We start from the raw sequence: 25,774 nt of genomic DNA on the forward strand, positions 1-25,774 counted from the left end.
GTCGGATCACATCGTTTCCAGGAAGGCACATGTACACCAGCAGCAAGCGCACGCGGCGGCCCTTCTCCATGGCAACGGCTGCTCTCAGCTTGCTGCTGGTCGGTGTTGCCGCTACCCCTGCCCACGCCGAGTCGGTACGCGACATGCAGTGGCACCTCGACGCCATGCGCGCCGAGGAGATGTGGAAGGTCAGCAAGGGACGTGGCATCACCGTGGCCGTCATCGACTCAGGTGTCGACGACACGGTTGCCGACCTGAAGGGCCAGGTCTTGAGCGGGAAGGACTTCTCGAAGCAGCGCGGCGACGAGCACACCGACATCGAGAACCACGGAACGGGCATGGCCGCCCTCATCGCCGCCACTGGAAGCCGGGGCCCCCTTCAGGGTTCCTACGGTCTGGCACCCGAAGCCAAGATCCTCCCTGTCCGAATGCGCTACAGCACGGAGGACTACGGGCAGGTCGACAGCAGGGCTGAGTATGCACGTGTGCTGACCAAGGCCATTCGCTACGCAGCGGACTCCGAGGCTCGCGTCATCAACATTTCCCTGGGCGTCGCGAACACTCCGGGCACGCAGAACGCCGGCACGCCGGAGCTTGCCTCGGCCGTTCGGTACGCCATTGGCAAGGGCAAGTTGATCTTTGCCGCGGTGGGAAACAGCGGAGACAAAGCCAACTTCAAGGAGTTCCCGGCGGCGACGCCCGGCGTCGTAGGCGTGGGAGCAACCGACAAGGACGGCAGGGCTCTGAAGCAATCCCAGCGGGGCCCGCAAGTTGATCTCGCCGCCCCCGGTGGTGACATCGTCAATGCCTGCACGAGAGGAACCCAGGTCTGCAAAGGAAGCGGCACGAGCACTGCTTCGGCCCTGGCGTCAGCCTCGGCCGCGCTCATCTGGGCCCAGCACCCCGACTGGACCAACCACCAAGTGCTCCGCGTCATGCTGAACACCGCAGGAAAAGCCAAGAACGGCGCGAAGCGCACCGACTCCATCGGCTACGGCATCGTCCGTCCCCGCATCGCACTGAAGGCGCCGGGTGACCCGGGCCCTGCGGACGAGTACCCGCTGCCCGACCTCGCAGCAGCAGGCTCGACTCCCCCGTCGGACAAGACATCACCATCCGCAGGCGCGGGAGGCGGCGACAATGCGGCAACCGACGAACCGAAGCCAACCACCGCGTCCTCCGCCGACGATGGCGGCATCAGCCCGGCGTGGGTGGCACTGGGCCTGACAGCAGCCGCGCTTCTCGCGGGTGCCGTCGCCGTCAACACCCTCCGCGCCCGCCGCCGCTCGGCCCAGGTGCCGACGGCACCACCCTTCCCACCGCCCCACTCCCCCTACGCCCCGCCACAGCAGCCCCCGGCCTACGGACCGCCACCCGGGCCCGAGCAGGGCCCACAGCACTGAGGCCACCGATTCCAAGCACAAAGGAACCGACGTGTCATTCGACGAGATGTGGGGCCAGGCCCGGGACAACGCCCTCGCACGGCAGCAGAGCAGCACGCGGCTGAACCAGTTGGCGGCATCCGGAGGCGGCGGATCCGGCGGCAGCGACTACACGGTGACGTCTCCCGACCTGAAGGCCGTCGGGAACGAGGCGCAGGAGCTCTTCCACGGCTTCGAGAGGGACGCGTTCCATGCCGGAGCCAACACCAGCACGGCAGGGGACAGTCTCGACGAGGACGGTTTCAAGACCGGCTCGGCCATGTGGACCGCATGGGACACCTGGCGCTCTCAGGCAGAAGCGCTGCTTAGCGCCTGCGCCCACATCCACAATCACCTCGAGGACACGGTGTCGACGCACGCCAAGCGCGAAGAGGTCCTGGTCACCAACCTGTCCGTCGAGCAGATCAACAAGCACTTCAAGTAGTGGGGCTGCGCTGTGCCGACCTTCGAGAACCTCCTCAACGCCCGACTGGGCAGCCTCAACGATGCTGTGGACGACTGGACCGAGACGGTCAAGAAGCTTGAGAAGCTCGAGGAGCAAGCAAGCACGGGCATGCTGAAGAAGGCCGGCAAGGCGGACTGGGAGGGCGAGAACGCCGGTGTCACCCTGCCCTTCGTGAGGAAGACCGCCAAAGAATTCGGGGACGCACTCAAGGAAGCGGAGAGCATCCGCAACATCCTCCGGGGAGCCCTGACGGAGTTCAAGGCGGCCAAGGCTCAGCTTTCCAAGGTCGTCGAGGACGCCCCCGGGAAGGGGATCAGAGTCGATCTGGACGGCACCGTCAGCTACCAAGTCCACCCTGACCGCCGCGGAAAGGACTACGAGGGACCGGAGCCGAAGGAAGCCGACTTCGAACAGGTTCGTACCGATATCAAGGAAGCCCTGAAGAGGGCAAACGAGGCCGACGAGGTCGCATCCCGCGCCCTGCGCACGCTGGTCGGCAAGGACAAGAACAACTTCTCCGGCACTGAATACGACTCGCTCAAGGACGCGGGAAGGGCTCAGGACGCCCAGGACGCCAGAGCTGCCGCCAAGATCGTCGCCAAGGGCGACGACGCCTCTCCCGAGGAAATCGCCCGCCTGAACAAGTACTTCAAGGACAACAAGGGCGACCAGCACTTCGCCGAACGCTTCGCCCTCGAAGTCGGGGTCAAGGGCAACCTCGAGTACTGGGCCGACATGGGCGATCCGAGTGACGGCTCCCGGCTGGGCGTGGATCACGCCAAGGAAATCAAGAAACTCCAGGAGAACTGGAGCCTGACGCTGGCCGCCGCGACACACTCCGACAGCGCGGAGATGACACGCTGGAAGTCAGAGATGATCAAGGCCGGTGACGACATCATCCAGACCCGGGGGACATCGGCGCACGGGTTCCAGGTCATGAGCAACCTCATGCGCGAGGGCACGTACGACAAGAAGTTCCTCCACGACTTCGGCAACGCTGTCGTCGTTGCCGAACGGCGTATGACCGGAGACGGACGCATCTCACCGAGCCAGGCGTGGGATTCAGGACTGGCCATGTCCCCGAAATTGAACTGGGACGGGAAAGATCTGGGTTCGGATCCCATGGCCGGCTACATGGAGGCCCTCGGACACAATCCAGAGGCATCTCTGGACTTCTTCAACCGTTCCACCAAGCTGGACGGTGAAAAACTCAGCAACTGGGACTACTTCGTGGGCGACGGAAAACAAGCCCGCGACTGGCCGGAAGGGACCGACGGGAAGGCAACGGGATTCGACAACCTCGGTCACGCTCTCGAGTCCGCCACCCTGGGGTACGCCTACGACGAAAGTAACCCCAGTGTCCCACCCATGAAGACCGAGGAGCAGATTCAGGCCAGGGAAGAGCGTACCGCCTTGGTAGCGAAGATCGTAGAGAACTACACGTCAGCAGACGCGATCGACAAGCAACCGGGCATGCAAGACAGCCTCGCGAATATCGCAGCAGGTCACATCGACAGTCTCAGCTACTCCATGGCGAACTGGGGCGGCAGCGGGGAACTTGCTGACAGAGACGGTCTATTCAACTTCGAGGGCAAGCATCTTCGGGATCTGGGCGAATCCGGTACAGCTAACTTCCTACGGGCTCTTGCCGCCGACGAAGAGTCTTACAACACCGTCTCGGTGGCTCAACAAACCTATGGCGCAAGCCTGATGGCTGCGCAAGGGAATCATCAAGACAACGCGCTTGACGCAGGCCTTCACAGTGTCTCGATGCACGGGCTGTTGGACCAAGCACGATCAGAAAGCATCGGGGAAGAATTTGCCGAGGACGCCAAGGAACGGAACAAGCAACTGGAGAAGCAGGGAGAGTGGCGCAACTTCGCGGCCGGCGCCACTGTCGGCCTGGTCGTCGGCGTAGCTTCAGAACTCATCATCCCCACAAGGGCCGCCGCTGCTATCGCTGTTCCGCTCGCTTTTGAGGTGGCCGGCGGAGCCGCCGAAACTTACATGGCGACGCAAACGATCGACTGGCTGGACGAGAACGAGTACAAGAACGATCAGCAAGCCGTCGAGGGAATTCAAAAGGCGAGGCAGGATGGGCAACACAACGCGATGACCCCCCTCTTGAATTATGCCGCCCAAAACGATATGTCGCCAACGGAGGTGCGCGAGCTGGTTCGTCGAGCACAGGGGACCTATCACGACGGCGGAGAGTACACCGACACCGATGACGCCCGAGGATGGTGACCATGCGCAGGAACGCTGCAATCGTACTTTCGGTGTCCTTGCTGATGGGCGTGGGAGCCTGCACCGCGGATGACACCACTGACCAAGGCGATCACAAAGAAACGGCGTGCGAGGAACTCCTTGGCGCATCTGGCGTCGACTGGGTGAAAGACAACACGGAAGCAGAAACCGGCGTGGCGCCAGGATCCGACGACCTGGAGAGCGCTGCGTCCCTGTTCACCACGCAAGCTAAGTCCTGGAATCCATCCAGTGAGAAGGTGCCGCTCTTTTCCAGCTCCGAACTGTGCCGAGTCGTGAAGAGGTCGAATTCTGCCGGAGCTAGTCTTTCGATCAGATTCGGCGCCTCAGTCATACCGTTCGACCACCCCTTTGAGGAAGACCAGATCGAGACTACTGTCAACTCTGACGTGAAGTTGGTGCACGAAAAGGATACCCGGGGAAGGAAGAGATACTTCGTCTATGTAAAGTGCCAGGTCGAAGGCGCTCCGGCCAACCAAGAGAACGAAGTTCCTCTTGAAGGCGTGATGACAGACACGCTCACCAACTCGCACAGCGCTGACGATCACCTCAACTATCTGCTGCACTCTGCCAGGACAGCAATCAAATACTTCGACTGCCAGAACAGTCCCGCAGTGCCGGCAGACATGCCCGACCACATCGAGTGACTTGGCCGGCGTACTGACTGACACTCCCACCGAGAGCAGGCAGGATCTGCGCTTGATGAGCCGAACAGCCAAAGGGATCTAACTGAATCCATGGAGAACAGATTCACTGCTCTGCATCTCAGCCTGGCCTCTGTCCTGGCTCTCGCGATGGGTGCCGCTGGCGGATACTTTGTCGACGACGAACCAAAAGTAACCGCCTGGAAAACCTCCTGTCCGAATGTCATCGCAAGCAGCAGCGCGCGCGAGGCCGCCACTCGACTGGTTGACTCCGAAGGCTCGGTGAGCGCCCGCTCCAACGAGTCTGCGACCACTACTGCGTACACCTCCTCATGCTTCGTGTACACAGGTGAGAAGGCGGCGCTCATCGCTACCGCTGAACTCGGACGTCATGGAGACGCAAAAGTCTGGGAGAGTCGCGTTTCCGTCAATGAGGACATCGGCCCGGCCGAGGACCGCAAGTATTTTCGCCTCGGCGACAAGGGGCAAGGAGTTTCTACACTGGAGTCAGCTGCGATCCGATTGGATTGCACCCCATCAGGGTCGACGCTATCCGAGACGAGTCTGAGCGTCTTGGTATTGTCGCGGTCGAGCGATCACCCCGATTCCCGTCGCACCGACCTCCTGGCGCTGGCCGTCACCTTTGCGCAGCACGCCCAGAGCACTGCCCGGTGCACAGACCCCGTGCGGATTCCGAGCACGCCTCCCGCACTACAGGACCGTCTCGACTCGTAGAGGGGTCAAGCGTGCACACGAGCAGCAAGCGTCCGCGGCGGCCGTCTGTGTCCTACCGAAACGGGAGGTTGAGCCAAGGGCTTCCCGGGTCGGACATCAGGATGCGGTGGGCGGAGATCATGCTCTCGTACCACTCTCCGAACTCCTCCTCGTCGAAGTGCAGGCTGCGTCCGAGGATGTAGCCGGCTGAGAAGTCCTGCCAGGAGCGGTAGGACAGGGAGGCACTGCGGCCGGCCTCGACCACGACGGCCTCCGCTTCCTGCACCGTGGCATAGCGCGCTCCGACTCCCCACCGCGCCATCTTCGAGGCACGCCCGAGGTCCCACGCGTCCACGGACGTCACGTAGCGGTTCTCGTCCAGCACGCCGTCGGCGCGCATTCGGGCCTCGTAGCGGGTGATGCGTCCGATGAGTCTCTGCGTCCCCTCGATCAATGCTTCTGACTCGGCCTCGGGGATCGGTTCGGTCCGCGTGACTCCGTCGGGACCGAGTACGGTCCGGCCTTCGACGCCGGATCGCAGTACCTGGGCGACGGTCTGCCGCCAGTAGCCGACGTCCACGTGTCCACCGAAGTTGCGGGCGATGGTCCGGCGCACGCTCAGTACGAACGTCCAGGTGGAGCTCGATGCTGCACAGGCGAGGAGGTTGCGGGTGTGGTGTTGCCAGTCCTCGCGGCTGCGGATGCCCCACCACTCGCGTAGCCGCGAGCGCTCCGAAGGATAGCCCGTGCCGTGCCACCCCATGGCGTTCCACAACGAGCCGTTGTTGACGCACAGGAGGGCGCCGAGGGCGAGGCCGTGTGCGACGGGGCCGGCGAGGACGCCTCCGACGCTGAGGCCTCGTATCCGCATGCCGAGGGGAGGCTCGCCCACCCGTGCGGCCACTTGGGACCACTCTGTTGATCCCGGAGGGCCGAAGGGCAGCGCGAGCTCTGCGGGGCTGCCTGGGTTGATCACGAGGACTTGAGGGGCTTCGGGACTCCATTGGCGCGCGACCCAGCAGAGCCGGGCCGCTGTGTATATACGGTCCGGCTCAGGAGCGGGCAACATGCCGTCGGTGAATGCCTCGTACCTCGGAGCTGAAGTGAGCGGGTCCCGACCGAAGGCCCAATGGATCTGGTGAGGGGCCTCGTCCGCCCACTTCCGGGGCGCGACGAAGTACAGCCGCACCTGGGCCAGTGTTTCGTAGTAGGCCGTCCAGTCGCCCCGTGTTTTGGCTTCGACGAGGGCTCGCTCAACGTCCGTTGGTGGGATCCAGGAGGGTGGTACGGACGGTGCGTAGGCGGGAGGGGGTGGCACGAAACTCATTCTCTATTTCCTCAGCGGTGACTCACGAGGCAGAAAGGATCTACTCGCCGCCCGCCCCATCTTCTTCCTCGAGATGACACAAAGCTTCCGTGGCTAGAATTCTCAGGTCGGCCCACACCCATGAATGGCTACCTAGTGATGTCGGCAGTAGCCCTTCACTGACCATGCCTGCGGCGACACGGAAGGAATTGTCGAATTCGAGCGCGAGTTCATCGACCCCGACAGCGAGCCGGTTGATGTAGTCGATCTGCCTGTCTGCTTCCCACGACAGATGCGTCAGCGCGTTTCTCAACTGCCGCGAAACTCTTTCCGCTGTCATCTGATGATCCCTTCCGCGTCGCCTCCGACAACACCCTCCATGTCCAGAACGCGCCAATACGCTCCGTCGCCGCGATGCCCGCCACCGGGGTGCCAACGAAGCATACTGCCTATTGGGCGCCCTCGGTCGTTATATTCTCAACTTTCGTGCGATCAAGTGAAGAGCAGGCGATCTTCGACAGTGAACGACGGAAATACTTGAACTTTCAATTCACCGGCACACTCACCCATGTCGAACTCGAAGGAAAAGTGGACAGCACCCTTCCTCGAGGTCAGCCTCATGAGCACCGCACCTTCGCGGAAAATATCCAGAACCGTACTTGCCCTGCCATGATTCCAGCGAACCCTGACGGACCGCCCGAGTCGATCGTACGAGAGTAGGAGCTCCTCTTCGCCATCCCGGAAAAGCAAAAGCTGTGCACCGCTCTCTTCAGGTTCCGGTGTCACTCCGGTAGCTTCGAGGATTTCCTGCTCATCAGGAATGATGAATTGTCGGTACATGTCATCCTAAGTGATGTTCGAGTCATTCCTGGAAAGGCTTATCCACCCGGGCTGCCAACTATACTCGGGCCCGTTCCGTTCCCACGGAGGATGGCTGTGGAGAGCCTGCGCCCACCGTCGGGCAGCAACTCCCATGTACTCTCCACATTAAGTGCACCACCAGGGCCATAGAGCACGGAGCTGGTTACCCCAAACTCTCCACTGCCCCCATCCCATTCCTTGGTAAAGGTTCGCTCGAACGGCTGGCTCGACGCATCTCTCAGGTGGTCGGAGACGTACTGACGCATTTCCGCCGTGTCGAGTATGCCGATACGTCGGAGCTGTAGTTCATTCTGAAGCGCTCTGGGGCTGTTGTGCGGGTCAGGCTTGATGTCTTTGTTGAACAGGTAGTCCAACTTCCGCGAATCAACTTCCGAGCTGCCTGACTTACACCCCATGAGTCCAAGCGGATCGGCCCACATCCTGGGATCATCGACGTATGTAGCTGGGTTCGGCGAAGGGACCAGTCCCAGTGGGTCCGGCGTCAAATACCGCGCTGTTTCCGGGTCGTAGTGGCGGAAGTAGTTGTAGTGGAGGCCTGTTTCCGGGTCGTAGTACTGGCCGGGGAAGCGTAGGGGGGTGTAGGCCGTGCTGGTGGTTGGCCAGGTTGTTGTGCCCCAGAGGGTGGTGCGGGTGCGCCAGGCTATGTCGCCTTCCTCGTCGATGAGTTCGGTGGGGGTGCCTACCAGGTCGGTGACGATGGCGAAGAAGCGGGAGTCTATTTCTTGCTGGGGGGCGTCCGCGACGGTGATGCGTTCCGACTGGGTGATGGGGTGGAGGCCCCGGTGGTTCCAGGTCAGGGTGACCGGGTTGGGGAGGGACGGGGAAGTCGTCGTCTGTTCGCAGAGGGTGGTGCCGTCCCAGGTGAAGAGCACCTGTTCGGTGACCGTTTCGCCGTCGTCTGCCAGGCGGAGTTTGGCCGTGCGGCGGCCCAAGGGGTCGTAGGTGTAGCGCCAGCGGGTGCCGTCGGGGGTGGTGACCGAGGTCAGGCGGTCTTCCGCGTCCCAGGTGTAGTGCCAGGTGTCCGGCTTGCGGGACAGGCGCGGCTTCTGGCGGAGGGTGGTGCGGCCCAGGGCGTCGTGTTCGTAGCGGACGCGGCCGGCCCGGGTGACGCGGGTGCCCGCATAGTCGCGGGAACCGGTTGCTTCGCCGCCCGGATGCGACGTGGGCCATGACGCGGATGTCTGGTTGCCGGACTCGTCGTAGGCGTAGCGCTCCGTCCAGTTCGCGGCGTGTACGGCCGTAACCCGGCCCGTCGGGTCCAGGTCGAAGCGGCGCGGGCCGGAGAGCTGGTCCTCGATGCCGATCAGGTTGCCGTCGGCGCGGTAGGTGTACGCGCGGTGTTGCAGCGGACGGCTGTCCGTGCCCGTTACCGATTGGGTGGTCAGGCGGCCCAAGGGGTCGTAGGTGTGGTTCAGGGTGAGCGTTTCGCCTATGCGGCGGGTCAGCTCGCGGTCGGCCGGGTCGTAGGTGAAGGCGATGGTGCGGCCCGAGGCCGTCATCTCGGTGCTGCGGCCGGTCGCGTCGTAGGTCCAGGTGGTGGTCGCGCCGGTGGGGGTCGTGCGGGCCGTGCGGCGGCCGAACTCGTCGTAGGTGTAGGTGAGGGTGCGACCGTCGACCGTTTCGGAGAGGACTCGGCCGTGGGTGTCCCGGTCGATCGTCAGAGTCGTGCCGTCGGGTCCCGTGGCCTCGGTCAGTTGGCCGGTCGGGTCGTATGTGTAGGTGGTTACTCCGTCGGGTGTGTGCTTGCTGGTCACCTGGCCGAGCGCGTTGCGTTCGTAGGAGAGGGTGTGGCCCAGCACGTTTCTGCGCGACGTCAGGCGGCCGGCCTCGTCGTAGGTGTAGGTGAGGGTGCGGCCGTCGAAGTCGGTCTCCGTGGCCAGGCGGCCGGCGGGGTCGTAGGTGTAGGTCCAGGTCAGGCCTTGGGGGTTGGTGACCTTGGTGAGGTTCAGTTCTGTGTCGTGGTCGAACTCGTAGCGCACTCCGTCCGGGCCCGTGCGGGCCGTCAGCAGGTCGAAGTGCGTGTATGCGAAGTGTGTGACTCCGCCGACTCGGTCGGTGTGGGTGGTGCAGTTACCCTCGCCGTCGTAGGTCCAGGACTCGGTCGTGCCGTCGGCTGCGGTCCGGCGGGCCAGGCGGCCCTCCACCGTCCACTCGAGGCGGGTCGTCGCGCCCGTGGGGTCCGTGATCGTGACGGGGCGGCCGAAAGCGTCGCGTTCGTAGGACGTCGTCGCGCCGAGGGGATCCCTGATGCGTAGGGGGAGGCCCGCGTCGTCGCAGTGGATCGTGGTCGTGTGGCCCAGGGGGTCGACCACGGCCGTCAGGCAGCCCTGCTCGTCGTGGATGAAGCGGGTGGTGTGGCCCGTCGGCGCTGTGAGTGAGGTTCTGTTGCCGTGGGCGTCGTACGTCTGGCGGGTGGTGGTGCCGTTCGGGTGCCGGACCGTCGTCGGGAGGTGGAGGGCGTTGTAGTCGGCCTGGGACTCGCGGCCGTCGGGGCGGATGAGCGAGGTGAGGTTGCCTGCCTCGTCGTAGGTGAAGCGGGTGGTGTGGCCCAGGGGGTCGGTGCGGGACAGCAGGCGGTTGTAGCGGTCCCGGTCGAAGCGGGTGACCGCTCCCACCGGGTCGATCTCGGCCACCACCTGGCACAGTTCGTTGACGAAGTAGCGGTAGACGTGTCCGGTGCCCGTGGTGGCGGTGGTGGTGCGCAGGCCCGTCCCGGGATCCCGGTCGGCGTACGCGATGCGCAGGCTCATGTGGCCTTCCGCGCCGCCCTCGGCGATACAGCGGTCGCGGTCGTCGTACTCGTAGGTGTAGCCGCGGTCGTTGGTGTCGGTCCAGGAGGTGATGCGGCCCGCTTCGTCGTAGGTGAAGCGGAGCGGCAGGGCGGAGGAGTTCACCACGTCGGTGAGGTCGCCTGCCGGGGAGTAGCCGTAGCGGATCAGTTCCTGGTCGCCCCCGTCGGGGGAAGCGCCGGCCAGGTGGAGGGCGGTGATCCTATGCTCCTCCGTGGTGATGCGGATCCGGTAGCCGCCGCTGTGGGAGAGGGCGGTGGGAATGCCGTCCGTGTCGTGTTCGAACGTGATCCGGTTGCCGTTGCGGTCGTCGATCTGCTCCAGCAGGGCATGGTCGTCGGCCTGTTGGGTGAAGTGCCAGGTGCGGCCGACAGCGGGGTCCGTGATCGTGTAGCCCTCGGGCTCGGAGCGCAGCTCCCAGCGTGGTCCTTCCGTCGGCAGGCTCGAACCGCCCGCGGCCGGGTGGGGGTAGGCCAGGATCAGACCGTCCTCGTGGACGAAGAGGATGCGGTCGGGCTCGATCTCCAGCCGCTGGTCGACGGTCGAGGACCAGGAGGGGCCGAACCAGCGGCCGGCGCGGTAGCCGGACTCGGCGCGCCGTTTGAACAGCAGGGGGAGTGTTCCGGGGAGGGTCACGTCGGTCTGCGGCAGGTACATCTTGCCGGTGGCCAGGTCGACCGGGTCGGTGGGGTTGTGCTGGGTGGCGTGGTTGTCGCTGTGGGTGCCGGGGTCGCTCCCGTCCACGTGGGAGCCGGCCGTGCCCAGGCCCGTCGGGCTGCCCATGGCGTTGCGGCCGTCCATGTGGCGGGCCAGGCTTCCCGCGCCCTTGTAGGCCGCTCCGCCGGCCAGGCTGGGCACCGCGTAGCCCAGCATGCGCACCGGGTCCTTCTGGAACTCGTCCCAGGTGTTGGAGGCGCCCTGGTAGACGTCCTTCGAGAAGCCGACCGGGTCCCTGACCGCGCCGACTCCGCCGTCGATGACCATCGCTGCGTCGTGCACGTAGGCCTTCGGTTCGGTGAGCAGCCGGCCCGGGTTGACGGCGAGGCCGAACTCGACGAGGTCGTTCCAGCCCTCCTTGGCGCCGTCGGTCATGCGCTGCCAGCCGCTCGGCCGTTTGGGGGCCTTCTCGGCGGCCTTGTGCAGCGTCCGCTTCGCGACGGCGGCCGCGTCCGCGACGTCGCCCTGTGCGGTGTTGATCCGCTCGATCAGTTCCGCCATGGCGGTCCTGCCCGGGTCGGTCTCGGGGGGCCGGGTGGGCAGCGTGGCCGCGTCGGTCTTGATCGCCGCGTTGTAGTCGTCCACGGCCTTGGCGTACTGGCGGGAGAGGTCGCGGGCGACTGGCGCCTCGTGGTCAAGAATCTGCTGGGTGAGGCGCTGGGCCCCGTCGAGCACCTCGCGGTAGGCGAGTACGGCGGCGCCCGCCTCGACGAAGGCGTCCATCGCCCCGTCGAGGTCCTTGGGCAGTTTCTTGACCGTCTTGCGGAACTCCTCGGCGGCCTCGCCCTGCCAGGGGTCGGTGTTGAGCTTGCGCAGTTGTTCCGCGCCCTCACCGAAGTGTGCCGCCGCGCCGCCGAGTTTCTTGATCAGCCGGTCGAGCTCCGCGGGTTTGCCCGGGACCCAGTCCTGGACCGTGTCGTCGGGGCCGATCCATATACGGCGGAAGAGGAACCGTTTCTCCGACATGCTGGGTGTTCCCGCTCCTGCCGCTACTTCCGGGGTCCGTCAGGGGTTTGGTCCTGGCCGTCGCGCTCCACCGGCACCAGGCGGGCCTGGACCTCGCCCTTCTCGGCGAGTCCATGCTCCTCGAGGAACGTGGTGACGGGGTGGTCGTCCTTGAACTGTTCCTGCCGCTCGAGCATCAGGGCCTTGTACCGGTTCTTGGTCTCGGTGACCAGGAAGTCGTTGATCGTGGCGCTCAGCGCGGTGACGATCACGTCGGCGTCGTCGGCGATGCAGCCCAGGCCGTGGCACCACTTGTCGAGGAAGTCGTTGACCGCCTCGGTGACTTCACCGGCTCCGGTGTTCTCCTCGGTGACCTGGAAGGCGTTGTCGAAGAGCTGGTCCGCTCGTTCCTCGGAGATCTTCCGGGCAACGGACGTGGACTCCTCCAGCGGCCGCCCGATCGACTGGAGGAACTGCACCTCCCACTTGAACTCGCCGCCGTCCGCGCCCTTGGGGATGAGCCATGCCTGCGTGTCGCTCATGCCGCGCTGCCCCGGGGTCGGTACGAGATGTGCAGCACGGGTTCGGTGGCGGTGGCGGCCGAGGCGAGGCGCACCGTGTGCTCGGCGGCCGGGTCGAGCCAGACGTCGAGTCCCGGTGGCAGCAGGTCGAGGAGGTCGGCGCCCGTCGTCGAGAACCAGGCCCCGCCGTCTGTGAAGAGCTGGAACTGTTCCAGTGAGGTGAACACCGGTACCAGTCGGGTCGCCGCAGGGGCGGCGGGTTCGGCGGCGGCCAGGTCGAGGATGCGTGAGCGTGGCGGTGCGTCGCCGGCCGGGGGCTCGGGCGCCGTTATCGTCAAGAACCCTGGTTCTTCCGGGCGTTCGCAGTACACGCGGGCTTGAAGGAAAGCGTCGAAGACGTCCTGCGGGGACGCCTCACCGCGCTTGGCTCTTCGTACCGTCTCGGCCAGGCCGGCCTCGGCCGGGCCGGCGTCGCCGGTCGTGGTCATGTCGGCGCCGCCCCCGTTCGCACGCATGTGCTCAAAGATCACACACGTCAACGGCGGCGCGCAACGCGCCTTTGCCCACCGGGACGTGGCGAAGCGCACATGCGAAGAGGAGGCGGACCGGGGCGGGTTCGCCTCCTCTTCGGTCGGCACGGTGCCGTGCGGGTCAGCCCATCAGCATGCGGAAGCGGGCCGCGTTGCCGTGGTCGGTGTCCTTGTAGCCGATGACGGACTCGTCCAGGAGCTGGGCGATGCGGGCCAGCTTCTGGCACATCTGGTCCATCTCCGAGCTGCTGCTGCGCTGGATCTCGGTGTAGGCGGTCTTCGCCTCGCCCTCCCAGGTCTCGGCGACGGCCTTGACCTTGGTCATGAGGGTGTCGAGCTGCTCGCCCAGCTCCTTGGCCGTCTTGCGCACGTCCTGCGCGGCCTGGGTGACGGTGTCGAAGTTGACGGCGGTGCGGTCGTAGTTGACGCTCACTGTGTGTTCTCCCGGATGGCGGCGGTGTCGGTCAGGCGAGGTCGGTGATGCGGCTGGTGACCTGGTAGGAGTTGTCCACCTTCCGGATCTCCGAGACGCGCTCCTGCTCGTGGGCGCTGAAGCCCTTGACGCTCATCCGCATGACGTCCTCCAGGTCCACGAGGTCGTCCTGGATCTTCTTCAGGTGCTGGTTGACGCCGCGCTGGACGGTGTCGAACTCCTTGCCCGCGGCGCCCTGCCAGCCTGCCTGGATCATGTCCACGACGGCGTTGAGGGACGTCACCCTGCTGCTGACGTCCTGGTGGAAGTCACGGATCTTGTTGGCGAGATCGGTCAGGTCCGAGTCGCTGTAGTCGACGCTCATGGCCTCTTGCCCTCCTCATGAAGTGCTGGACGGGTGTCCAGGGTGTCCTGGCGGGCAAGAACCGCTGCCTCCCTGCGCGACGCGTGGTCGCAGCGTCGCGCCGCCCCCGTGCGGTACCACACGTGTGGCACCCGCAGCCACTTTAGTCACTTGGTGAGGGGGTTCCAACTGCAAAGCGGTCACAGGCCAGTTCGGGGCCGGTACTGTCCGCCGGTAACCATGTGATCCGGTCACCGGGCGGACACTCCCCGTGGGGGTGCCCCAGTACTGTGACCGTGGATCGTTCGTACGTCAGGAAAGGACACCGTTCCGCCATGGCTGATCTGCCGGACCGGGAGCGCGAGACGCCCGAGGAAATCAAGGCGCGCAAGGAGCGCGAGCGGGACGAGCTGTACGCGCTGGACATCTCCGGCGTCGAGTGGCACTGCGCTCCGGGCACGGAGGAGCACGAGGAGCGGGTGGAGATCGCCTATCTGCCCGCCGGTGCGGTGGCGATGCGGTCGTCGCTGGACCCGGGGACGGTGCTGCGCTACACGGAGGCGGAGTGGCGTGCCTTCGTCCTGGGGGCGCGGGACGGGGAGTTCGACCTCGAGCCGGCGCCGGGGGAGGCGACCGCCGCCGAGTGAGCGGGGGCGGGCACCGCGCCTCCCGGGCCCGTCGACGGCGGCTCAGGCGGGCCTCACGCCCCGCGGTCCCGTCGACGGCGGCTCAGGTCGCGCAGTGCCACGGCCGTACCGGCGATGACGGTGACCAGGACCGCGGTGATGCCCAGCACGTAGACCGCGTGCCGTTCGTCGCGTTCCGCCGCGGTCTCCGCCAGGGAGAACGGGGCCACGTCGGGCGCCTGGGCCCTGGTCACCCCGGGGTCGGGGGTGGGGGACGACGGGGGGTCGGCGAGGTCGGACTCCTGGACGGCGCGGACCGGGTCGACCACGCCCCAGCCGACGAAGTCGTCGTGCCCGTTGACCGAGCGTTCCGCGGTCTGCTCGATCCGGGTGACGATCTGGGCCGTGGTCCAGTCCGGGTGCTTCTCCTTGAGCAGGGCGGCCACCCCGGCGACGAAGGGGGCCGAGAAGCTGGTGCCGCTGTCCGTGCACTGGCCGCCGCCGGGGACCGTGGAGACGATGTCGACTCCGGGCGCGGCCACTCCCACGAAGTCGCCGGCCTGGGAGAAGGCGGCGCGTTCGTTGTTCCGGTCGGAGGAGGCCACGGCCAGTACGCCGTCGAAGGCCGCCGGGTAGGTGTTCTTCACCTTGCCGTCCAGGCCGTCGTTGCCCGCGGAGGCGACCACGACCACGTTCCGGGCGATCGCCTCGCGGACCGCTTCGGCCAGGGCGGAGGTGGCGGACAGGGGCTTGGTGGTGTCCTGGGAGATGTTGATGACGTCGGCGCCCCGGGCGACGGCGTGGTCGATGGCCCGGGCCATGGTGTCGGAGTCACCGCTGCTGTCGGCGTCGTTCTGGCGGATCGGGATGATGGTGGCGTTGGGGGCCAGGCCGACGAATCCGGTTCCCTCGCGGGGCCGGGCCGCGATGATGCCGGCGACCTTGGTTCCGTGGCCCACTTCGTCGTTGGTGGGGTCGCCGCCCTTGCCCTTGGTGAGCAGGTCCAGTCCGGCCGCCTTGTCGACGGCGGCGGTGAGCTGGGGGTTCTTGTCGTCGACGCCTGTGTCGATGACGGCCACGCGCACGCCCTTGCCCTTCTCGGTGCCCTGCCAGAGTTCGTCGAGCAGGACGCGCTGCAGCGACCAGGGGCGGGCCTTGAACTGCCGTGTGCTGGGGTAGGTGCACTCGCCGCTGCCGTCGAGGCGCAGGTGCTCCTGCGGGCGTGGCGGCACATCAGGGGCAGGGGCGGGCGGGCGGCCGCCGAGTGCGGTCAGGAGTACGGCGGTCGCCAGCAGGGCGGCCTTGGTCGGCGACACCGGTGCGGTCCCTTTCTTGTCCGTCGTCGGTCGTCCGGGGGTGCGAGGGGCGCGGGTCCGCGCCCTGGGCCGCCGGGTCACGAACCCTGGGGCTGGCGTGCGCTGTTGGTGTCGAGGCGCGGTCCCTTGGCGAGGAACTCGGACCAGGCCAGCGGGATCCTCGTCGGCCGAACGTTCTGGTAGCCGAGCTTGACCTGGGCCTCGCTGGGTTCGGGGGCGCCGTCCTCCTTCTCGCCGGTGTCGTCGGCACCGATGTCCGAGGTCTCGCTGTCGCTGTCCCCGTTGGCCTGGACGGCGTAGCGCAGTCCGGTGTCGGTCACGAGGAAGAGGGAACCGGCGTCGGACGCGGTGCCCTGGATCTGGGTGTAGAGCTGGCCCGTTCCGGGGGTGACGTAGGTGCTGGTGCCGTCGGCCGTGATCTCGACGGGGTAGTCGCTGCCCGCCCAGGTGCTGAGGACGGTCGAGTTGTCCTTGCCGACGTCGCGCAGGACGCTGCACACCGTGTCCCGCCCGCCGTCGGCGGAGTTGACCTGGCGGGCCCGCCGGTCCGGCCAGTCGGCGGGCTGGCCGGCGAACGGCTCCGAGGCGGCGGTGAAGTCCTGCAGGCCCACGGTGCGGGCCTTGCCGTTCATGTTGAGTACGGCCGTCTGCGGCGAGGAGATCAGGAGCCAGGCGGTGAACTCGGTGACCGGCCGCACCTCGCCGGGGAGCACGACGAAGTACTGGGTTCCCTCGCCGGTCTCCGTCCTGAGGACCGTGCCGACCCTGTTCTCGTCCGCCGACAACTGTCCCGGGACGCCCGCCGGATCGCCGACGCCGGACGGGAGCCGCGGGAAGCTGATCGGGGCGCCCTCGTGGAGGGTGGCGAGCCATTCCTTGGTGACCGGCTGGGGTCGGCGGGAGCCGACGAGCGCGATGGTCAGCGGGTCGTTCTCCTCGCCGGTGACCTCGTACGCGGTGCCGCGGGCGTCGACCAGGTGGCGCTCACCGGTGCGGGTCTTCACGTACAGCACGTCGCCGCCGGAGAGCCGGCCGGCGCCCTCGGTCTTCTTCCGGTCGCCGTCGGCGAGCACGAACGTGGCTTCCTGCACGGTGCCGTTGCCGTCCTTGCCGCCGGGCTGCGCGCAGACCGCCCAGCGCTTGGCCCGGCCGGCCTCGTCCGCGGAGGGCAGGCGGTCGGGGGCGTAGGGGATGCCGAGGATCGGTCCGCGCGACAGCTTGCCGGAGTCGAGGATCTTGTCGTCGACCTGGACGACCTTGTAGCCGGCGTCCTTCATCAGCAGCCGCGCGGAGGCGAGGTTGAGCACCGGGTGCAGCCGGGTGGCGCCGTCCGTCTTCAGGACGACGTAGCGGGTCGTCGACTGCTTGCCGACGATCACCCGCGTTCCCGGTTCGTCCCAGCCGGGCGGGGCCGTGGGCTTGAACATGCCCCAGGCCCCGAAGACGCCCAGCACCAGCACGCCGACGATCAGGCTCGGCAGGACGGCCCGCAGCGGCTTGGGGGCTCCCTCCTCCGATCCCGACGGCGAGGGCTGGAGAAAGGCGGCCAGCATGCGCCGCTTCGCGAACGTGTAGGCGTTGAGTTCGTCGCGCCGTGATGCCATGAGTGACTGCAGCTCCCCGTTACCGCCCCGGGGTTGCGCATCCCGGGCCGTCCGTTGTCGGACCGGCCCCCTACTATGCCTGGTGATCGTCGGCGCGCGTGGAGCAGGTAGGGTACGGGCTCTTTGCGAGCCACAGCAGTGCAGTTGCTCGGGCTGTTGTGACCAGAGCGGGGGATGGAGTGAGGGCTTCGGGGACGCGGGTGCGTGGCCCGGCGGGGGCGCGAGGGGCGTCGGCGGGCGAGCCTGAAGGCGCGGGACGGCCTCCGGCGGGCGGCCAGCCCGTGCGGGGACCGCTGCATCTCAGAGCGCGTCCGGGACAAGGTGGTTCGTTCCGGTTGCAACGACTTGTGCTGCTGGAGATCGCCGCAGCGGCCCTGCTCGTCGGGTGGGTGACCGGTCCGGCCGCGCTGGTGCCGGCCGCGGTCGTCGCCGTCGTGCTGCTGGGGCTCGCGCTCGTCCGTCGCCGTGGGCGCTCCCTGCCCGAATGGCTGGCCACGGCACGGGCGTTGCGGGCGCGACGGAAGCGGGCGGCGGCTCTCGAAGTGCCGCCGGGGACCGAGCCGGGGCTGGTTCCGGTGCTCGAGTGCGCCCCCGCCCTGCGGACCTATGCGCACGGGGTACGGGACCGGCGTCCGGTGGGGATCGTCGGGGACGGCACCTTCGTCACCGCGGTCGTGCATGTGGAGGCCGACTTCACCGCGCTGCGCGCGGAGCGGAGCCGGCAGCCGCTGCCGCTGCGACTGGTGCGGGACGCCCTGGAGGTGGACGGTATTCGGCTGGAGTCGGCGCAGATCGTGCTGCACACCCAGCCCGCTCCCGCGCTGCACCTGCCCCGGCAGTCGGTGGCCGTCGCCAACTACGCGCCACTGCAGGAGCAGATCGAGGCACCCGCGGTGCGCATCACGTGGATCGCGCTGAAGCTGGACCCCGAGCTGTGCCCCGAGGCCGTGGCCGCCCGCGGTGGCGGGCTGACCGGGGCGCAGAAGTGCGTCGCCCGTGCGGCCCGTCATCTCGCCAGCCGGCTGACGGGTGCGGGTTTCCGGGCGAGCGTGCTGGACGAGGAGGAGCTGATCGCCGCCCTCGCCACGTCGGCGTGCGCCAATCCGCTGGTGACGGCGGAGGCGGGGCGGTCCGAGACGCGGGAGCGGCGGACCGAGGAGTCCGGCCGCAGCTGGCGCTGCGACAACCGCCGGCACACGACGTACTGGATACGCCGGTGGCCCGGAACCGGTGGCGGCAGCGGCCCCTCGCTGCCCCAGTTCGTCGCGCGGGTCACCGCCGTCCCGGCGCTGGCCACCACGTTCAGTCTCACGCTGGCGCGCGGGGAGGGACAGGAGGTGTCCCTGTGCGGGCATCTGCGGGTGACCGGACGCAGTGACGACGAACTGGTGGCGGCGCGCCGTGCGCTGGAGGACTCCGCGCGGCAGGCCGGGGCGGGTCTCGCGCGCCTCGACCGGGAGCAGCTTCCCGCCGTGCTGGCCACGCTGCCCCTGGGAGGTGCGCGGTGACGACGTCCACGACGGGAGCGGCCGACGGCGCGTCCGGGCACGGCTCCGCCGACGGGGGCGCCCCGTCCGCGAACCGGCGGACACCGGGCAGTCGGCTGCTCAGCGGCTTCGGCCTGATCGGACCACGGCACGGGCGGCACACGCTCCCGGTGGAGCAGGTGGACGCGCTCGCGCTGCCGATCGGCGACGACGGCGTCATCGCCGGTGTCGACGCCGACGGGCGGCCCGCGGTGCTCGGGCTCAACCGGCCGACGCCGTACGACGTCGTGCTGATCGGCGGCCTGTGGACGGCACAGGTGCTCGCGCTGCGGGCGGCCGCGACGGGAGCGCGGGTCGCGGTGGAGACGGGACGCCCGCAGTCCTGGCTGCAGATGGTCCACGCCATGGGGGGCGGGCAGAACGGGCTGGCGGTGTACGACGTGGGACGTGTGCCCCCGCAGGGCGCGTCCTCGGGGACGCCGGTGCTGGTGGTGCGGGACTGCGGCATGCGGCCGCCCCGGGGACGGGTCGTCTCGGGGCCCTGGCAGTCGCTGCTGACGCTGCTGCCGTACCTGAGTCCCGTCGCTCCGGGGCTGCTCAGGCGGGCCCGGCTGGCGGGCATCCAGCGGGTCTCCCCGGACGAGGCGGCGGAACTGGGCCGCACCATGGGCCTGTCACGGGACGAGGTGGACTCGCTGCCCACGCTCGCCGACGGGGTGACGCTGTGGTGCGCCGACGGAGACCGGCAGTACGTGACGACCGTGCCCACCGATGCCGAGACCGGGCTGCTGGGCATGCCACGGAGGATGGACTGAGCGGGAGGGAGGGCGACGCACTCGGCACGACTTCCTCATCCCGCGTTCACTTCGCGCCCACATGGCTGTCGTCCTTGCCCGGTTTGCCAGCGGATGTCGGACGGCTGACGGTCCGTCGTGTTCCGTTGCACGGCCGGGAGGGCCGAGGGTGGTGGCCGGACGGGCCTGCCGATGTGGGGCGGGTGGTGATTAGGCTGGGAGTGGGCGTGACGCCGGAACCCGTGAAGCGGGCGGCGGCGTCCCGGGTGAGAGCGGGGGAAACCGGTGCAGCCGGAGGATCCCGCACGACCTCGAGCGGCTTCGGACCACTGCGAAGCACTTCGGACGACAGACACGGTCGCCCCAGCGTGGCATGAGGGTGCACGACCAACCAGGAGGAACTGTGAGCAGCGATCGGGACGGGACGCGCGGGGGCTGGGCGACACCCGGCGATGACCAGCCCGACGCGGAGTCCGCCATCGAGACGACGGGCGAGTTCACCATCGACTACGCGCCGCCGGCCTGGTACACGCAGAACGCCTCGGGGAGTTCGGACTCGGGCCCGTCGTCCTCCTCCTCCGGTTCTTCCCCTTCCCCCGGCTCCTCGGATTCCTCCGGTCCTTCCGCTTCGTCCTCGTCCGGCCCCACGCCTCCGTCGCCCTCCTCGCCTTCTGCGGCTCCGCCCGCCGGGGGGCCGGTGCCGCCACTGCCCGGGCTGACGCCGCCGCCGCACGCGGTGGGGGCCTCGGGTTCGTCGCCCGCGCCGTTCACGCCGCCCGCGCCGCCTTCCGGGCCGCCGGTGGCCGTGCCCCGGCTTCCGGTGGGCAGCGGGTTCGAGCCGCAGCGCCCGGAGGCGGCAGCGGAAGAGGAACGCTCGGACGCCGACACGGCTCAGGCTCCGGCTCCGGCTCCGGACGCGCCGCACGTTCCGGCCGAGGGCTTCCCGTCGCCGTGGTCCGCGCCGGAGACGAAGGCGGAGGCGGAGGCGGAGGCGGAGGCGGAGGCGGAGCAGCCGGCCCCGGCGGCTCCGTCGGAACCGGCCGACAACGGTGATCTGGAGAGCGGGGCCACGATCCGCTTCTCCGCCGTCGCCTTGAAGCGGGAGATCGCGGAGCGCGAGGCGCAGGCCGATGCGGCCGCGGAAGCGGCCCGGGACGAGGAAGCGGCCGAGCCCGATGCGCAGGCAGCTGCAGCGCCCGCCGAGGCGGGGAGTGATGCCCAAGCCGACGAGACCCCTGCCGAAGTCGGCGAGACGCCTGCCGAGACCGACGAGACCCCTGCCGATGCCTCCGAGGACGGCGCGGAACCGTCGGACGCGGTCGGCGCCGAGGACGCACCCGGTGCGTCCGACGAGGGCGAAGCCGACGGAGTCGCCGACCCCGAGGACGTCGTCGTCACCCGAGAGGACGACCCGGCCGCGGACGAGGAGGCCGGGCCCCCGGTGGCCGACGTGGAGGCCGACGCGGCGTCCGCGGAGCCCGTGGCCGAGCCGCAGGACGCGGTGCCCGCCGAGGACGTACCGGCGGTGGCCGCGCCCGAGGACGCCAAGCCGGTGAACGACGCCGTGCCCGCCGACGAGCCGCCCGCCGGGCCGGCGGACGCCACACCCCGCGACGCGGCCCCGGCCGACACCCCGCCCGCCTGGACTCCCCCGGCACCGCAGGCGCCCCCGGCTCCGCCGGCCTACCCCGCCGCTCCCGCGCCCGCGAGCGAGTGGCCGGCACAGCCGCCGCAGGCGCCCGCCCCTGCCCAGCAGCCACCGTTCCAGCCGCAGGCGCCGCAGCCCGCACCCGCCGCCTGGAACCCGCCGCCCGCCCCTCCTGCCCAGCCCACGCCGCAGGCCGGCTACGGCTTCCCGCAGCAGGCCCCCGAGGCCCAGCAGCCGCCCACGCCCGGCCCGCAGGCCGGTTACGGCTTCCCGCAGCCGGGTGTGCCGGCCCCTGCCGCGCAGCAGCCCGCTCCGCCGTCCGCTCCGCAAGCGGGATACGGCTTCCCGCCGGCCGGCCCGGACGCTCAGCAGCCCCCTGCGCCGCAGCCGCAGCAGCCCGTAACTCCGCCCACGCCCGGCCCGCAGCCCGGCTACGGCCTCCCGCAGCCGGGCACACCGGGCGCCGCCCAACCGCCTGCTCCCCCGGCCGGATACGGCTTCCCGCAGCAAGCCCCCGAGCCCCAGCAGCCGCCCGCGCCCGGCCCGCAGGGCGGTCACGGACTTCCGCAGCCCGGCCCGGCCCCCACCGCCCAGCCGCCCGCCGAGACCCCGCCCGCCGGATACGGCTTCCCGCCCGCCGGGCCCGCCCCGGCGTCCCCGGCTCCCCCGGCCCAGCAGCCGCCCGCGCAGCAGCCCGGGGCCCAGCCGGGCGCTCACGGCTTCGCCCAGCAGCCGCAGCACCCCGGTGTGCCACCGCAGGCGCAGCCCCCGCACGCCGGCCAGGTGCCGCAGCAGCCCGTCGATCCGCGCGCCGGAGCCGCCTGGCCGCAGCCCGTTCAGCACGACCAGCGGCAGCCGACCAACCCCGGTGCCGCCCCCCTCGGTTACACGGCGGCCGTGGAACTGTCGTCCGACCGGCTGCTCAACAGCAAGAAGCAGAAGGCGAAGAGCAGCCGTCCCGCGTCCGGCGGTTCGCGCTTCAAGCTGGGCGGCAAGAAGGAGGAGGCCGAGCGCCGGCGGAAGCTGGAGCTGATCCGTACGCCGGTGCTGTCCTGCTACCGCATCGCCGTGATCAGCCTCAAGGGCGGTGTCGGCAAGACGACCACCACCACCGCGCTCGGTTCCACCCTCGCCACCGAGCGGCAGGACAAGATCCTCGCGATCGACGCCAACCCGGACGCCGGCACGCTCGGCCGACGGGTGCGGCGCGAGACCGGGGCCACCATCCGTGACCTGGTCCAGGCGATCCCGTACCTCAACTCCTACATGGACATCCGGCGGTTCACCTCGCAGGCGTCGTCCGGTCTGGAGATCATCGCCAACGACGTGGACCCGGCCGTGTCGACGACGTTCAACGACGAGGACTACCGGCGCGCGATCGACGTGCTCGGCAAGCAGTACCCGATCATCCTCACCGACTCGGGTACGGGCCTGCTCTACAGCGCCATGCGCGGTGTGCTGGACCTCGCCGACCAGCTCATCATCATCTCCACGCCGTCCGTGGACGGTGCGAGCAGTGCCAGTACGACACTGGACTGGCTGTCGGCGCACGGGTACGCGGACCTGGTCTCGCGGTCCCTCACCGTCATCTCCGGAGTGCGCGAGACCGGGAAGATGATCAAGGTCGACGACATCGTGGCGCACTTCCAGACCCGCTGCCGGGGCGTGCTCGTCGTACCGTTCGACGAGCATCTGGCCGCCGGCGCGGAGGTCGACCTCGACATGATGCGGCCCAAGGTGCGGGAGGCGTACTTCAACCTCGCGGCGATGGTCGCGGAGGACTTCGTCCGGCACCAGCAGTCGCACGGCCTGTGGACGTCCGACGGCAACCCGCCGCCGGTCGCCGCCCCGCCGCTGCCGGGTCAGCACGTCCCCGGCCAGCCGCCGATCCCCGGTCAGCACGTACCGGGCCAGCCGCCGGGTCAGCCGGGCCCGTACCCGCAGCAGCCCCAGCCCAGGCAGCCGTACGGCCAGCCGGGCCAGCCGCCCATGCAGCCCGGACAGGCCTATCCGCAGGCCGCCCCCGACGGGCCCTATCCGCCCCAGCCCGGTCACCCCGGCCAGTAAGGCCATCCGTCCGCCCGAGCGGCCCCTTCCGAGGGGCCGCTCCCGCATGTGGGCCCGCACCCGTCGTCAGGCCCTGACCAGGAGAGCGTCAGTGGTGTCGACCAATGGGCGAAAAGCACGCATCAGTTCGTTGTTTGCGCAGGCCACATGGGGTGCATGCGCCGTTGACGCTCGCAGTGGTCGCTGATAGACACGTCCCTCACTCATCTGATCAACCCGTCCTTCCCGTGCGAGTGATGACGCGAGGTCAGCGACCATGGAAACGAACGATCAGCACGGCGGCCGCACCCGGGGCCGCGCCCGGCTCGTCCTGGCGGCCGGCGTGGCCGCGCTCACCCTCTGCGCCGGACTCGCCACGCCCCTCAACCCGGCGCCGCAGGAGGCCCGTGCGGCCGACGACGACAGCAAGGTGCTGACCGTCGCGGTGGCGCAGAGCGTCGACTCGCTCAGCCCGTTCCTGGCGGTGCGGCTCCTGAGTACGAGCATCCACCGGCTCACCTACGAGTATCTGACGAACTACGACCCCGAGGACAACCATGTCATTCCGGGCCTGGCCACCGCGTGGAAGTCGTCGCCGGACAAGCTGACCTGGACGTACACCATCCGTTCCGACTCCAAGTGGTCGGACGGTGAGCAGGCCACCGCCGAGGACGCGGCCTGGACGTTCAACACGATGATGTCCGACCCGGGCGCCGCCACCGCGAACGGCAGCTTCGTCGCCAACTTCGAGAAGGTGACCGCGCCGAGCCCCACCGAGCTGGTCATCCAGCTGAAGAAGCCGCAGGCCACGATGACGGCACTGGACGTGCCGATCGTGCCGCGTCACGTGTGGGAGAAGGTCGACGACTACGCGAAGTTCAACAACGACAAGGACTTCCCCATCGTCGGCAACGGCCCCTTCGTTCTCACCGAGTACAAGGCGGACAGCCATGTGCGGCTGAAGGCGAACAAGGACTTCTGGCGCGGCGCGCCGAAGTTCGACGAGCTCGTCTTCCGTTACTACAAGGACCAGGACGCGGCGGTGTCGGCTCTGCGCAAGGGCGAGGTGTCATTCGTCGCCGGGTCGCCGTCCCTGACGCCCGCTCAGGCCGAGTCGCTGAAGAGCGACAGGAACATCCGCGTCAACGACGCCCCGGGCCGCCGCTTCTACGCCCTCGCCACCAACCCCGGAGCGAAGGCGAAGAACGGCGAGAAAATGGGTGACGGACACCCCTCGTTGCTCGACCAGCGGGTGCGCAACGCGCTGTTCATGGCCGTGGACCGGAAGACCGTCATCGACAAGGTGTTCCAGGGGCACGCCGTGGAAGGGGCGGGCTACATCCCGCCGCGCTTCTCGCAGTACTTCTGGGAGCCGTCGGCCGACCAGGAACTGGCGTACGACCCGGCGGAGGCGGCCCGGCTGCTCGACGAGGCCGGCTACCGGAAGAACGGGGACGGCAAGCGGGTCGGCAAGGACGGCAAGCCGATCGACTACCGCGTGCTGTGCCATGCCACCGACCCCAACGACAAGGCGATCGGCCAGTACCTGGAGGAGTGGTGGGGCGACCTCGGTATCGGGGTCACGCTCAACTGCCTGGACAACGTGACCGACCCCTGGCTCGCCGGCGAGTACGACCTCGCCTTCGACGGCTGGTCGGTCAACCCGGACCCCGACTTCGTCCTGTCCATCCACACCTGCGCCGCGCTCCCGGCGACACCGGAGGAGACCGGCGCGACCGACAACTTCATCTGCGACAAGAAGTACGACGAGCTCTACGCCCGGCAGCTCGCGGAGTACGACGCCGCCGAACGGGCCGACATCGTCAAGCAGATGGAGTCGCGGCTGTACGACCTCGGGTACATGAACGTCATGGCCTACCCGAACGCGGTCGAGGCGTACCGCACGGACCACATCGAGTCGATCACCACCATGCCGGCGAAGGCGGGCAACATCTACGGACAGGACGGCTACTGGAGCTGGTGGTCGGCGGTGCCGGCGGACTCCGGTGACTCGGGCAACGGCTCGTCGTCGACGGGCGTGGTCGTCGGGATCGTCGCGGGTGCCGTCGTCCTCGTGGGGCTGGGGGTGTTCGTCGCGATGCGGCGACGGGCCACGGCCGATGACCGCGAGTAGGCGGCGGACGGCAACTCATGACCTCTGACGCGACATCGGCATCCGTCGGCGGGAGCACGGGGGCGGGGGGGGGGGGGGGGGGGGGGGGGCCAAGCGGGGACCGCGGGGGAGGGGGGGGTGGGGGTGGGCTCCCCTCCCTTTCC

20 protein-coding genes are annotated in these 25,774 nt (G+C 68.7%); 10 read left to right on the plus strand and 10 right to left on the minus strand.

The genetic code is table 11. The annotated features are described in order from the left end of the window. Nucleotides 1–29 precede the first annotated feature (29 nt). The 5 genes from mycP (ACZ44S_RS13640) to ACZ44S_RS13660 all read left to right on the plus strand — a co-directional run bounded on the left by mycP (ACZ44S_RS13640) (nt 30) and on the right by ACZ44S_RS13660 (nt 5,531). The gene (mycP, locus tag ACZ44S_RS13640) at nt 30–1,403 is read left to right on the plus strand and encodes a type VII secretion-associated serine protease mycosin (RefSeq protein WP_466928139.1); all 1,374 of its coding nucleotides are present in this window, start codon (nt 30–32) and stop codon (nt 1,401–1,403) included. 31 nt (nt 1,404–1,434) lie between these two features. Next, the gene (locus ACZ44S_RS13645; RefSeq protein ID WP_466928142.1) at nt 1,435–1,866 is read left to right on the plus strand and encodes a hypothetical protein; all 432 of its coding nucleotides are present in this window, start codon (nt 1,435–1,437) and stop codon (nt 1,864–1,866) included. A 12-nt stretch (nt 1,867–1,878) separates the two neighbouring features. Next, the gene (locus ACZ44S_RS13650; protein WP_466928145.1) at nt 1,879–4,134 is read left to right on the plus strand and encodes a hypothetical protein; all 2,256 of its coding nucleotides are present in this window, start codon (nt 1,879–1,881) and stop codon (nt 4,132–4,134) included. Between the two features lie 2 nt (nt 4,135–4,136). Continuing rightward, a complete protein-coding gene (locus tag ACZ44S_RS13655; RefSeq protein ID WP_466928146.1) occupies nt 4,137–4,799 on the plus strand; it encodes a hypothetical protein in 663 nt (220 codons plus the stop codon). 90 nt (nt 4,800–4,889) lie between these two features. Continuing rightward, nucleotides 4,890–5,531, plus strand: coding sequence for a hypothetical protein (locus ACZ44S_RS13660; RefSeq protein WP_466928149.1), 642 nt, complete (start codon nt 4,890–4,892; stop codon nt 5,529–5,531). 52 nt (nt 5,532–5,583) lie between these two features. Here ACZ44S_RS13660 and ACZ44S_RS13665 read toward each other — a convergent pair whose 3' ends face one another. The 8 genes from ACZ44S_RS13665 to ACZ44S_RS13700 form a co-directional block, all read right to left on the minus strand. Then, nucleotides 5,584–6,381 carry a DUF1266 domain-containing protein gene (locus ACZ44S_RS13665; protein WP_466928152.1) on the minus strand — a complete coding sequence of 266 codons (798 nt, stop codon included), beginning with the start codon at nt 6,379–6,381 and terminating at the stop codon, nt 5,584–5,586. 496 nt (nt 6,382–6,877) lie between these two features. Continuing rightward, nucleotides 6,878–7,156, minus strand: a complete 279-nt coding sequence (locus ACZ44S_RS13670; protein ID WP_466928154.1) for a hypothetical protein — start codon at nt 7,154–7,156, stop codon at nt 6,878–6,880. 152 nt (nt 7,157–7,308) lie between these two features. Continuing rightward, complete coding sequence (locus ACZ44S_RS13675) at nt 7,309–7,656, minus strand: hypothetical protein (RefSeq protein WP_466928156.1); 348 nt, start codon at nt 7,654–7,656, stop codon at nt 7,309–7,311. A 38-nt stretch (nt 7,657–7,694) separates the two neighbouring features. Then, nucleotides 7,695–12,170 (minus strand): DUF6531 domain-containing protein, encoded by a 4,476-nt coding sequence (locus tag ACZ44S_RS13680; protein ID WP_466928157.1) that lies wholly within the window; start codon nt 12,168–12,170, stop codon nt 7,695–7,697. A 23-nt stretch (nt 12,171–12,193) separates the two neighbouring features. Next, a complete protein-coding gene (locus ACZ44S_RS13685) occupies nt 12,194–12,691 on the minus strand; it encodes a hypothetical protein (protein ID WP_466928159.1) in 498 nt (165 codons plus the stop codon). Next, nucleotides 12,688–13,185: an SseB family protein gene (locus ACZ44S_RS13690; RefSeq protein WP_466928161.1), complete on the minus strand. Its 498-nt coding sequence runs from the start codon at nt 13,183–13,185 to the stop codon at nt 12,688–12,690. Before ACZ44S_RS13690 ends, ACZ44S_RS13685 begins: the two co-directional genes overlap by 4 nt. Nucleotides 13,186–13,321: 136 nt before the next feature. Then, complete coding sequence (locus ACZ44S_RS13695) at nt 13,322–13,633, minus strand: WXG100 family type VII secretion target (protein WP_190165457.1); 312 nt, start codon at nt 13,631–13,633, stop codon at nt 13,322–13,324. Between the two features lie 31 nt (nt 13,634–13,664). Then, nucleotides 13,665–13,997 (minus strand): WXG100 family type VII secretion target, encoded by a 333-nt coding sequence (locus ACZ44S_RS13700; protein ID WP_190165458.1) that lies wholly within the window; start codon nt 13,995–13,997, stop codon nt 13,665–13,667. A 314-nt stretch (nt 13,998–14,311) separates the two neighbouring features. Between ACZ44S_RS13700 and ACZ44S_RS13705 the strand changes: the two genes are divergently transcribed. Continuing rightward, the gene (locus tag ACZ44S_RS13705) at nt 14,312–14,623 is read left to right on the plus strand and encodes a DUF397 domain-containing protein (RefSeq protein ID WP_466928164.1); all 312 of its coding nucleotides are present in this window, start codon (nt 14,312–14,314) and stop codon (nt 14,621–14,623) included. Between the two features lie 53 nt (nt 14,624–14,676). On the opposite strand, the gene mycP (ACZ44S_RS13710) is transcribed toward ACZ44S_RS13705, so the two are convergent. Beyond that, the gene (mycP, locus tag ACZ44S_RS13710; RefSeq protein WP_466928167.1) at nt 14,677–15,918 is read right to left on the minus strand and encodes a type VII secretion-associated serine protease mycosin; all 1,242 of its coding nucleotides are present in this window, start codon (nt 15,916–15,918) and stop codon (nt 14,677–14,679) included. A gap of 77 nt (nt 15,919–15,995) precedes the next feature. Then, nucleotides 15,996–17,522: a type VII secretion protein EccB gene (gene eccB, locus ACZ44S_RS13715; protein ID WP_466928170.1), complete on the minus strand. Its 1,527-nt coding sequence runs from the start codon at nt 17,520–17,522 to the stop codon at nt 15,996–15,998. A 179-nt stretch (nt 17,523–17,701) separates the two neighbouring features. Here eccB and eccE point away from each other — a divergent pair, with 179 nt between their 5' ends. From eccE to ACZ44S_RS13735, 4 genes are all read left to right on the plus strand, one after another. Then, nucleotides 17,702–19,030: a type VII secretion protein EccE gene (eccE, locus tag ACZ44S_RS13720; RefSeq protein WP_466928172.1), complete on the plus strand. Its 1,329-nt coding sequence runs from the start codon at nt 17,702–17,704 to the stop codon at nt 19,028–19,030. Next, nucleotides 19,027–19,824 carry a hypothetical protein gene (locus ACZ44S_RS13725; protein ID WP_466928175.1) on the plus strand — a complete coding sequence of 266 codons (798 nt, stop codon included), beginning with the start codon at nt 19,027–19,029 and terminating at the stop codon, nt 19,822–19,824. The genes eccE and ACZ44S_RS13725 overlap by 4 nt, the downstream gene beginning before the upstream one ends. 382 nt (nt 19,825–20,206) lie before the next feature. Further along, a complete protein-coding gene (locus ACZ44S_RS13730) occupies nt 20,207–23,518 on the plus strand; it encodes an SCO5717 family growth-regulating ATPase (RefSeq protein ID WP_466928178.1) in 3,312 nt (1,103 codons plus the stop codon). Between the two features lie 256 nt (nt 23,519–23,774). Further along, complete coding sequence (locus tag ACZ44S_RS13735; RefSeq protein WP_466928180.1) at nt 23,775–25,631, plus strand: ABC transporter substrate-binding protein; 1,857 nt, start codon at nt 23,775–23,777, stop codon at nt 25,629–25,631. Nucleotides 25,632–25,774: the final 143 nt, after the last annotated feature.

The sequence above is a fragment of the Streptomyces malachitofuscus genome (genome assembly GCF_055571035.1).

Bases quoted from the DNA above. Each gene is read 5' to 3' on its own strand.
- ACZ44S_RS13670 (WP_466928154.1), bottom strand. From the start codon at position 7,156: ATGACAGCGGAAAGAGTTTCGCGGCAGTTGAGAAACGCGCTGACGCAT.
- ACZ44S_RS13700 (WP_190165458.1), bottom strand. From the start codon at position 13,997: ATGAGCGTCGACTACAGCGACTCGGACCTGACCGATCTCGCCAACAAG.
- ACZ44S_RS13705 (WP_466928164.1), top strand. From the start codon at position 14,312: ATGGCTGATCTGCCGGACCGGGAGCGCGAGACGCCCGAGGAAATCAAG.
- ACZ44S_RS13735 (WP_466928180.1), top strand. From the start codon at position 23,775: ATGGAAACGAACGATCAGCACGGCGGCCGCACCCGGGGCCGCGCCCGG.
- ACZ44S_RS13660 (WP_466928149.1), top strand. From the start codon at position 4,890: ATGGAGAACAGATTCACTGCTCTGCATCTCAGCCTGGCCTCTGTCCTG.
- eccB (WP_466928170.1), bottom strand. From the start codon at position 17,522: ATGGCATCACGGCGCGACGAACTCAACGCCTACACGTTCGCGAAGCGG.
- ACZ44S_RS13680 (WP_466928157.1), bottom strand. From the start codon at position 12,170: ATGTCGGAGAAACGGTTCCTCTTCCGCCGTATATGGATCGGCCCCGAC.
- ACZ44S_RS13685 (WP_466928159.1), bottom strand. From the start codon at position 12,691: ATGAGCGACACGCAGGCATGGCTCATCCCCAAGGGCGCGGACGGCGGC.
- ACZ44S_RS13690 (WP_466928161.1), bottom strand. From the start codon at position 13,185: ATGCGTGCGAACGGGGGCGGCGCCGACATGACCACGACCGGCGACGCC.
- ACZ44S_RS13655 (WP_466928146.1), top strand. From the start codon at position 4,137: ATGCGCAGGAACGCTGCAATCGTACTTTCGGTGTCCTTGCTGATGGGC.
- ACZ44S_RS13665 (WP_466928152.1), bottom strand. From the start codon at position 6,381: ATGCGGATACGAGGCCTCAGCGTCGGAGGCGTCCTCGCCGGCCCCGTC.
- ACZ44S_RS13675 (WP_466928156.1), bottom strand. From the start codon at position 7,656: ATGTACCGACAATTCATCATTCCTGATGAGCAGGAAATCCTCGAAGCT.
- mycP (WP_466928139.1), top strand. From the start codon at position 30: ATGTACACCAGCAGCAAGCGCACGCGGCGGCCCTTCTCCATGGCAACG.